Genomic DNA, 10060 nt, shown 5'->3' on the forward strand with positions numbered 1-10060 from the left:
GGAGCCTGGATCACGGTCGCGCCGTTCCGGGCGGCTGCTGATAAGTGAACCGGTGGTCACGCTCAGTGGGTACGGTGGAAGGCAGTTGAAGCGGTATACGCGGTTTACAGCTCCGGAGTGGAGGCGATCGTGGCGGCGCAGAGAGACCCCAACTCCCGTCTGCGCGACGCCATCGACGCGGTCGACTGCACTTACGAGGCCCTCGCCAGAGACGTGCGGCGCATCGCCGGCGAGAACGGCGAAATCCTCCAGACCAACAAGTCGGCCATCTCGCACTGGGTGAACGGCACCCGTTCTCCTTCGGGCCGGGTAGGCCAATACCTTGCCGAAGCACTGTCCCGCCGAGCCGGACGCACGATCACCCAGACCGAGATCGGCCTCCATACCGGCGAGGCCGAGGAGCCGGCGGAATCCGACCCCGTCCTCGCTGTCACCGACCTGGGCCGCGCCGACGTCGAGCGCCGACGTTTCCTCACCATCGCGGCCTTCACCACCGCTGGCGTCGCCATGCCGCTCGGCTACGATCACGAGGCCGCCGCCCGCATGCTCCGTGCCCGCACCGGCACGTCCGTGGTCGGCGCGGAGGACGTGGACGTCGTACGCCAGATCACCGCGGCCTTCAGCGCCGCCGACGAGCGTCTCGGCGGCGGGCACGGTCTGACCACCGTCACCGCGTACCTCGCCGACACCGCAGCCCCGATGCTCCGCGGGCGCTTCCCCTCGGAGTCGTTACGCCGCGCCGCCTTCGGCGCCGTCGCCGAACTCGCCTACCTCGCCGGGTGGAAGCATCACGACCTGGGCCACGAGGGCGCGGCCCAGCGCTACTACCAAGTCGGCTACCAGCTCGCCTGCGAAGCCGACCCCCACGGTCACGCGGCCTGGATGATGCGCGCCCTCGCCCACCAGGCCCTGAGCCTCAAGCTGCCCCACCACTGCGTCGACCTCGTTGAAGGCGCCCTGCGACGCGGCCTCGGCCACGTCGACGGCCAGACCGAGGCCCTCCTCCACATCACCCACGCCCGCGCCTACGCAGCCACTGACGAGAACTCGTCGGCCGCACGCGCCCTCCTGGCCGCCGAAGATGCCCTTCTACGGGATGACGGCCCCCAGCCCAGCTACTCCCGTGTCAGCGGCCCCGCCGCCGGCACCGTGGCCAGCCACACCGCCCGCACCTTGACCGACCTCGCCGACCACATCGGTACCGAGCAGCAGCACCGCGACGCGCTCACCCGCTGGGACCCGGACACATACAAGCGCGTTCACGCCCTCACCCACGCCGACCTCGGCGACAGCCTCGCCGCCCAGGCCCGAGCTGACGAAGCGGTTGCCGCCTGGGCGCAAGCCTTGGTCCTCATGGAGGGCATGACCTCCGACCGCACCCGCAAGGCGATCACCTCGATCCGCTCCACCCTCGCTGTCTACCAGCGCCGCCGCGTCCCCGGCGCCGCCGATCTCGCCCGCCGCGCCCGCGAGGCCCTCGCCTAACATGCCCAACAACCCGCCCGACGAAGGGAACACCGTGGCCCAGCAGACCGACGACCGCTCCCAAACTCTCAAGCCGGCGCTCGACTCGATGACCCTGCTCGTCGCGGCCGTCATCGTCCACGACAAGGCCACCAACCGCGTCGTCCTCCTCCAGCGCAGCGAGAACGCCAAGTTCGCCCAGGGCATGTGGGACCTCCCCGTCGGCAAGAGCGAACCGGGCGAGCCCATCACCGAGACCGCAGTCCGCGAGCTCTACGAGGAGACCGGCCTCACGGTGAAGCCGGAGTCCCTCAAGGTCGCCCACATCATCCACGGTGCCTGGGGCGTCGAAGCCCCCAACGGCTTTCTCACGGTCGTCTTCGCCGCACACGAATGGGCCGGCGAACCGGAGAACCGCGAGCCGCGCAAGCACGACCAGGTCCGCTGGATCGACGCCGACACCATCCCTGAGAACTTCGTGGACACCACCTCAAGCGCCCTCCACCATTACCTAGGGGGAGGCTCAGAGGTCTCCCTCGGCGGCTGGCAATAGAGGCGCCGAAGCGGCCCGAATATTTGCTAGGGCGACCGTTCGTAACACGCATACGCCAGCCACGGTCGTTCGCGCGTTCAGCCAGGCACCACGGCCGCTACCTCCCTGCCCAGTACCACCGCCCGTCCCGCGCACTGAGTGCAGCCAGCTCGACTTTCCGCCCCGTGTGCTGCCGGCGCAACGTAGTCACATGATCGGCCAGATAGTTCCAAATTTCGGATGTCTCACGAGGGGTCGGGCAGGGCCTCTGAGACGTCACCTGCTGTACGGGGCCAGTCCCTCGTTTCCGGCAACGACCAAGGAGTCGACGAGCATCTGCCACTCGTCCAACTTGCCGAGTTCATCGGCCGTTTTGCGAATTTCCTTGAGCCAGCTATTCGAGAACCACGACTGTTTGACTGTGACACGTCCATCTTGAATGCACAGGTCGGATACCCAGTGCACGCCGCGGGTGGCCTGCACTTCCCCCGGGAGCTTCCGCAGGATGCCGATGAGCGCGTCGACGGCCTTGACCTTTCCGCGAGCGGCCGGTAGCCAATCCTCGATCGACCCAACGAGGTCTTCAGCGCGGACCCAGTCGATGGGGAGACCGACGACCTCGTTGTACAGACCTTGCGCCCACGGAAGGGGGTCCGGTAGCAGCGCAGCGGCGGCCCAGTCGCCCCAGTCAGGGTCGCGGTAAGGGCTCGGGTCGTCACTCAGGTAGCCAACGGCGTGGCGCAGCAAAGATGGCCAGACACCTCGGGCAGCTTCGGCCAGCCCGTCGCTCTCTGCACCTACTGCCGCAAGACCGTGGAGAAAGTTCGACATCAGTCCCGCATCTGCGCGAAGGGCGTCGAGGTGTTCGAGCACCGGTCCGGCGTCACCGTCCTTTGCGAAGCCTTCGAGCAGGGCCCGTGCGGCGGCCAGAGCGTGCGTCCCGCGGTCGTCTGCGGACCAGCCCTTGTTTGCCTGCACGACCATGGCGCGCCGCTCGACGTCGAGGAACGCGGCGAGGAGCGTAGCTGCGTCGTCGGTACAGCAGTGGTCCGTCGACGCGGCTGCCCCGAGTCCGCGAATGGCTGCGTCCAGAACCGCGATGTCAACGGAGTCACCTGATAGTTCCTGGAGGCGTTCGGCAACGTGGCCGGCGATCTGGACGTTCGGCCGTCGCTGGCCGTCCTGGTCCCACGGACCGATTTCTGCGCCGCGGGCGGTCTCAAGCAACCAGTTCAACGCGGTCTGGTGGATGCAGGGGTCGAAGTGGCATGGGGACCTCCAGACGACATCGCATCCACGCGCCAGGTACAGCCGAGTCTCCAAGGACGCCTTGCCTGCCATCACAAGACCAGCCTCGGCAACATCTGCGGTCGAGCCGTCGGCCGCTTCCAGCGGCGCTGCCAGTGCGGGTGTGAGAAACGCTGGCACGGCTTGAGCCACGGCTCTGTCGGCACCAAGATCGAAGAACTGGCCCTCGTGACGTTGGTCCTCGGCCTCCTGGAACGACAATGCGATGCCGATGACGAGCTCAGTTGCGAACTGCGCTTCGCTGCCCAGCGCCTCCATATCACCGGCGGCGGCTCGTTCGACCGCTGCTCGGACGACGTGGGCAACGGCATCCACATGCCGGGTCGGCCTCAGATCTCCATCGGCCTCCAGCAGGGCACGGCCTGTCGCCAGGTCCGCGGCGATCTCCTCCGACGGGGGCGGCACGTGCTCGGCGTCATGCTTGGCCGAGCCCCAATACCGATTCTGCAGCCGCACGCTTGTCTGCACAGCCTCCTGGTGAGCCGCGTGCGTCTCTAGTGAGGCTCGCAGCTCAGGCGGGGGTTCGACCTCGATGTACATCTCATTGCCATGCTGCTTGATTCGATACTGGTCCGCGTCCAGACTGGCGGCCCAGTTCTTCGTAAGCTCCTGGCTAATACCGAGCCGGTCGCCATTCTCGACAAGCTTGTCGGCGACCTCCTTCAAAGCCTGGGCACGCCCCTGCCCGCCGTGCATCATCAGTCGCATGGCTACCTCACGCGGTGTCCATTGGCGACGTTCGAGGTTCGCGAGCCCTTCGGTTTTTGCACGCAGTCCTGAATACTCACTCGTCGTGCGGCCGAACTCCAACTCCCATACGATCGGTTCGGCGAGGAACGCGTCAAGTTCGGTGTCGATGTTCTCCATGTGGCGCACGAGCAGACCGAACAACATCCCCGGAATTGCCAGGTTCTCGCAGCCATCTAGGAGTACCTCGACGACCCTTCTCGGTGGCACACCCTGGCTCAACCACGTGTCGGCAAGGCGTTCCATGGCCTGGAGCGCGCTCATCGCCGAGTATGGGCCGACTGACGTGCCCCGGTACCAGCTCCATACATGACTGTCGCCGACGTACAAGCGGGCAGTGCCGTCAATGTTCAGAATCGCGCCGCGGTGTTCACCCTCTCCCTGCTCCGTCTCGCCATCATCGCTGTCGTCCCTGTCATCAAAGGGATCGGTCAACGCGTAAGGCGGACTAGGCCGCGACAGCGTTGCTACTCGCACCCGCGCACCGTTATTCAGGATGTTGTTCAAAACCCGGACCGAAGTCGGCAGCGAAGCTGTCTGGAAAAGCTGCCAGAACCCACCGAAGTAGTACTGGAAGAAAGGTGCTCCGAAACCCTTCCACCGGCCCTGATGCCCTCGGACACCCTTATCTCGGTGCCAGTTTAGCTCGTCGTCGATGTAGTAGGCCGCCATCAACGTCGCCAATAGCTCCGGGTCCTTCTGCGTCAAGGATCGGGCGCTCAACGGCGAGTCCGCTGCCGGAGCCAGGAACGCTGGCGCATCGTCGGCTATGGCCCGCAGGCACGCTTCGACGGCATCATCGATGTCCGGACCGAGCAGCGCCAACGTTTCGACGAACTTCTCCTTCGTCAGGTGGTAATCCAGCTCGCGTCGGCGTCGACGACGTTGCAACATCCGCCCGGGCGGTACGTCCCCTTCGGTTTTGCGTAGAGGAAACGAGTTCCAGTAGGCAAGGAGACGGTCCCGCAGACGGATTCGTAGTTCGTTGCCGGCCGGAATGTTTGCTAGGCACAGAGATTGCAGCCAGTCTGCGAGCAGCTCGAACGACTCCTTCGACACGCCCCACGGCTTTTCGTCATCGAGAAGAATTTGCACAACGGAGTTCGTGATTAGACGGTCGGCCAGCCCGTTGACCTTGTGCCTCTGCTGAACAACTCGAACCACGTCGCCGAGTACCAGGCCGACCGACTGATCCGTGCACGCGGCCTTCAGGCATTCGTACGCGAATGGAGTCTCCAAAACCGCCTCCACCGGGACGTCAGACCACCGGGGTCCGTGTGCTGCCGCGAATTCCTGCAATTGCGAGCGCAGTTCGATAAACATCCGAACGGGTCGAGCGTCCGGTGCTTTCAGCAGTCCCTTGCAGGCAAGAGTGGCGGCCGACAGCGCCCACCGGGGCGCCCCAGCTGCCTGCAGCAACTTGGTCGGGCTCTGGCTACGGACGAGAAGGATGGCGGTCGCGTACCGCCGGACTTCGTCGTGTGCAAAATCCGGCTGGCCCCGATACGGGCTGGCTGGCGCGAGCAGATGATCCTGACGCAGCACGTCGACCGCTGCAGCATCGACGCTTGCGCTAGGTCGACGGTCTTCGGGTAGCTTCATCGTCGCCGCGGCCACCGCGAGCAACGTCTGTTCGCGCGCCTCCGCCGAACCGACACCGGGGCGCCCATCGCCCCGAACAACCCTGCTCCACACCAGCTCAAGGCACTCCCACTCACCCAGTGAGCTATCTGGCTCCGACCCGGTCCGAGCCAGAAGGTCCAGTACAACGGGCCTGCGCAGCAGCGAGTTCACGGGCAGGTCTCGCAGGACCGCACGCAGAAGCGGACAGTGGTCTGAGACGACCGAGATGTCCTCGTCGCCCAACGGCAGCATCGCGAAAGATGAAATCGACTTCGCGAACCCCAGCTCCACCTGCTCTCGCACGAAACCCAGTGCCACGTCAGATGTCACCGCGACGAGCCCAACACCCGCCGCAGCCGCCGCCAGCACCAGGTCGCTCAATAGGCCGGCAGACCGCTCCAGAGCAGCATCAGCCGCGTCAATGACCAGGACCCGAGACGGTGCCGATAGCTCCGCGAGCACGTCCTCCAGCGACATCCCGAGCGCAGCACGCAGCTCCACACTCGACTGCGGCAGGCCGCGGAAGTTCACCACCACCCCCTGGAACCCGGCGGGGTCTGCAGCTTCCAACTCTGCGACGGCCGAAAGCGTCAGAGCGCTCTTACCAATGCCCGACTCGCCGGATACCAACAGAGCCGAAGCACGGGTACCGGCCTCGCGCAGGGCCTCAGTAAGTTGCTCGCGACGGTCGGAGAACGAGATCTCGACCGGCCTGCCGGACGACTCATCACCGATAGCGGACCGCACACCGGCAACAGCCAACTTGTGTTGCTCAGCGAGCACTGACCACGCGTGTCGGCTTCGAGTCACGGCCGAGTCCAAGACCACGTGAATGTCACGTCGAAGCATCTTGAGGTCCACCACGGCGCCGGTCGGGTCGTAGCGGCTTGCCTCGCCCTCAAGCCGGTCCCGGACCGCCACCCCGTCGGCGGCAGCTGAGGCCACGCTGTCCAGTGACGTCGCAACCACCGCGCGGTCACCTTCGTCCGGGCTCTGAACCGCGAAACCGAGTACGTGCAGCCGGCCAAGCAGCCGCCACGCCAGGCGCAGAGCCTCTTCCGGCGTTGTGTCGTCTCCGACGACCTTCTCGACCATTCTTAGAAGTTGCTCATGGCGCTCACGCACCGGCTTCGACCAGCGGCCATCGACGACCATGGATGCTTGGAACGACTCCGGGTCGGCATGAACACGCGCGATGTCGCAGAGTGTTGCGAGTTGGTCCCACTGATTGGACCGACCGGCGGTCGCGACGGCGACCTGATGAGTATCAGTGTCGAACTTCTCGACCTCGGCGAGCAGCGACCCGACGAGCTTCACCGTCTCGTCATGGCTCTGGACGAAGTTCGGCGTTGCTCGACATGCCATGGCAAGGGTGACCTCGACTGCCTCATCGCCGCACTCGACCAGAAGGTCATCCACCGGGTGGGCCGGACCGGTTTGGAATGACACCCTCCGAACCGGTAGGTCAGATGCCTCCGCCTGTCGTGCGCCGGTCAACATGCCAGCGAGATAGACAGCCGCTACGCGGTGCGCGAACGAAACGCCGCCACCGCCGGTCGCATAGGTGCTCGATCCTCGCTCAGTTTCACCGACTGCGGCGGTGGAGCCCCCTGCGGTCGCATCCTGGGGAGCAGCGGCGGGTCCAGATGCCGTCTCACCCTCGGACCGAGCAGCAGCATCCGGTGCAACAGACTCGTTCATGTGTTCCTCGGTGGCATCGTGCTATCAGCGGCCGTACGGCTCACCGTAGTGGTGCGTCGAGAACTGTGTAGTGATATCGCATCAGTCCCTGCCCAGTCCGCACCCAGCCCGCAGAACACTCGATCAGGGCCGTCGCACCTCATCGCCACCCATCACCGAATGCCCAGTTCAGCGACCTGTGGCCACCATCACTGCAGGTCACCGACCCGCCCCGTGACTAGGAGAAGAGAAGGCTGCCGCCGCGCACAGAGTCCGGACAAGCAGCGAGAGCCGCTACCCCGGCTCTGGGGTAGCGACCCTCGCTGTCGTTCCTGACGCTAAGTCAGACGATTGACCGTCCGGTGCACACGCGGTGCACAAGGGGGTGGAAAGCAAGCGGTGACGATGAGAACTACTGAGCAGAGTTCTCGCAGGTCACGGCATGTTTCCAGGGCTTCCGCCCAGGTCGGCCGATCATGCTCTTTAGATGTCGTAGTACAGCTCAAACTCATGCGGGTGCGGCCGCAGCTGGATCGGGGCGATCTCGTTCGTGCGCTTGTAGTCGATCCAGGTCTCGATCAGGTCGGAGGTGAAGACGCCGCCCTGCTGGAGGTACTCGTTGTCGGCCTCGAGGGCGTCGAGGACGGCCGGGAGGGAGGTGGGGACCTGGGGGACGCCCGCGTGCTCCTCGGGGGCGAGCTCGTAGAGGTCCTTGTCGATCGGCTCGGCCGGCTCGATCTTGTTCTTGACGCCGTCCAGGCCCGCCAGGAGGAGGGCGGAGAAGGCGAGGTACGGGTTCGAGGACGGGTCCGGGGCGCGGAACTCGACGCGCTTGGCCTTCGGGTTGGAGCCCGTGATCGGGATACGCATGGCCGCGGAGCGGTTGCGCTGGGAGTAGACCAGGTTGACCGGGGCCTCGAAGCCGGGGACCAGGCGGTGGTAGGAGTTCACCGTCGGGTTGGTGAAGGCCAGCAGCGACGGGGCGTGCTTGAGGATGCCGCCGATGTAGTAGCGGGCGGTGTCCGAGAGGCCGGCGTAGCCCTGCTCGTCGTAGAAGAGGGGCGCGCCGCCCTGCCACAGGGACTGGTGGACGTGCATGCCGGAGCCGTTGTCACCGAAGATCGGCTTGGGCATGAAGGTCGCGGTCTTGCCGTTGCGCCAGGCGACGTTCTTCACGATGTACTTGAAGAGCATCAGGTCGTCGGCGGCGGCGAGCAGGGTGTTGAACTTGTAGTTGATCTCCGCCTGGCCGGCCGTGCCGACCTCGTGGTGCTGACGCTCGACCTGCAGGCCGGCCGCGTCCAGCTCCAGGGAGATCTCGGCGCGCAGGTCGGCGAAGTGGTCGACCGGCGGGGCCGGGAAGTAGCCGCCCTTGTAGCGGACCTTGTAGCCGCGGTTGTTCTCCTCCGACCCGGTGTTCCAGGCGCCGGCCTCGGAGTCGATGTGGTAGAAGGACTGGTTCGCCGACGTCTCGAAGCGGACGTTGTCGAAGACGTAGAACTCCGCCTCCGGACCGAAGTACGCGGTGTCCGCGATGCCGGTGGAGGCGAGGTAGGCCTCGGCCTTCTTGGCGATGTTGCGCGGGTCGCGGCTGTACTGCTCGCCCGTGATCGGGTCGTGGATGAAGAAGTTGATGTTGACGGTCTTGTCGCGGCGGAACGGGTCCACGCGAGCCGTCGACAGGTCCGCGCGCAGGGCCATGTCGGACTCGTGAATGGCCTGGAAGCCGCGGATCGAGGAACCGTCGAACGCGAGCTCTTCGGTCGGGTCGAACGCCTTTGCCGGGATGGTGAAGTGCTGCATCACACCGGGCAGGTCGCAGAATCGGACGTCGACGAACTTGACGTCCTCGTCCGCGATGAACTTCTTGGCCTCGTCGGCGTTCTGGAACATCCAACTCCTCCTAGCCCGGTCACCGGTCGGCGGACGCGGGGTTGCTACTCGGAGCGCGTCCATGTGCGGTGGCGCGCTTGCCCGACCATAGGCAGGCGGGATTTCCCAAGCATGACCCATTTGTTTCGCCGAGGTTAACCGGCGCGCGGCCGCCCTTATCACCCAGTGTGCTCCAAAGTGGGGCATTTGGGCCTCGCCGTGATTCCCCTTTCTGCGGTCGCCCCGTAGGGGCCCTCGCCCGCCCGTACCTGCCCTCCGCGAATCGAACGTATGCGGTCGCAGTACCGTGGACGGGTGGACAACAGGCAAGCAATCGGATCGTGGATCTCCGGGCCCCGCGCGGCAGCCGAGGACATGGGTGTCGAGTTCGGATACCGCGGGCAGGGGCTCGGGCTGCCGGAGGAGGGCCCCGGCTCGATCGCGCGCCCCGGGCGCCGCTTCGCCGCGCTCTTCATCGACTGGGCGCTGTGCATGCTCATCGCGTACGGCCTCCTCAGCGGCGGCAAGGCGCAGTCGGCGAGCAACTGGGCGCTGGTGGTCTTCGCGGTGCTCAGTGTGCTGACGGTCGGCACGGTCGGCTTCACACCGGGCAAGCGGCTGCTCGGCCTGCGGGTGATCGCGGAAGGCGGTGGCCGGATCACGCTGCCGCGGGTGCTGCTGCGCACGGTGCTGCTTGTCGTGGTCATTCCGGCCGTGGTGTGGGACCGGGACGGCCGGGGTCTCCACGATCGCCTCGCGCGCGCCGTCCAGATCCGTATGTGACGTATTCGACCGCTCGCTCATACGGCGAACGCCCCGGAGCCTGAGCTCCGG

The 10060-nt window shown here is 66.0% G+C and carries 5 protein-coding genes; 3 read left to right on the forward strand and 2 right to left on the reverse strand.

Translation table 11 applies throughout. The annotated features are described in order from the left end of the window. Positions 1–129: 129 nt before the first annotated feature. Together DY245_RS03080 and DY245_RS03085 are read left to right on the forward strand one after the other, a co-directional pair. On the forward strand, positions 130–1485 hold the full coding sequence (locus DY245_RS03080) for an NsdA family TPR-like regulatory protein (protein ID WP_128503189.1): 1356 nt from the start codon (positions 130–132) through the stop codon (positions 1483–1485). Position 1486: 1 nt separating this feature from the next. Then, complete coding sequence (locus tag DY245_RS03085; RefSeq protein WP_128503191.1) at positions 1487–2017, forward strand: NUDIX domain-containing protein; 531 nt, start codon at positions 1487–1489, stop codon at positions 2015–2017. 255 nt (positions 2018–2272) lie between these two features. Here the strand turns inward: DY245_RS03085 and DY245_RS03090 are convergent, their stop codons facing one another. Both DY245_RS03090 and glnA read right to left on the reverse strand, forming a co-directional pair. Next, on the reverse strand, positions 2273–7093 hold the full coding sequence (locus DY245_RS03090; RefSeq protein WP_220377848.1) for an ATP-binding protein: 4821 nt from the start codon (positions 7091–7093) through the stop codon (positions 2273–2275). Positions 7094–7837: 744 nt separating this feature from the next. Continuing rightward, positions 7838–9247, reverse strand: coding sequence for a type I glutamate--ammonia ligase (gene glnA, locus DY245_RS03095; protein WP_128503193.1), 1410 nt, complete (start codon positions 9245–9247; stop codon positions 7838–7840). 294 nt (positions 9248–9541) lie between these two features. On the opposite strand from glnA, the gene DY245_RS03100 reads away from it, so the two are divergent. Continuing rightward, positions 9542–10009 (forward strand): RDD family protein, encoded by a 468-nt coding sequence (locus DY245_RS03100; RefSeq protein ID WP_181923495.1) that lies wholly within the window; start codon positions 9542–9544, stop codon positions 10007–10009. Positions 10010–10060 lie beyond the last annotated feature (51 nt).

Source organism: Streptomyces inhibens (assembly GCF_003389455.1).
In the GTDB taxonomy this organism is placed as follows: domain Bacteria; phylum Actinomycetota; class Actinomycetes; order Streptomycetales; family Streptomycetaceae; genus Streptomyces; species Streptomyces inhibens.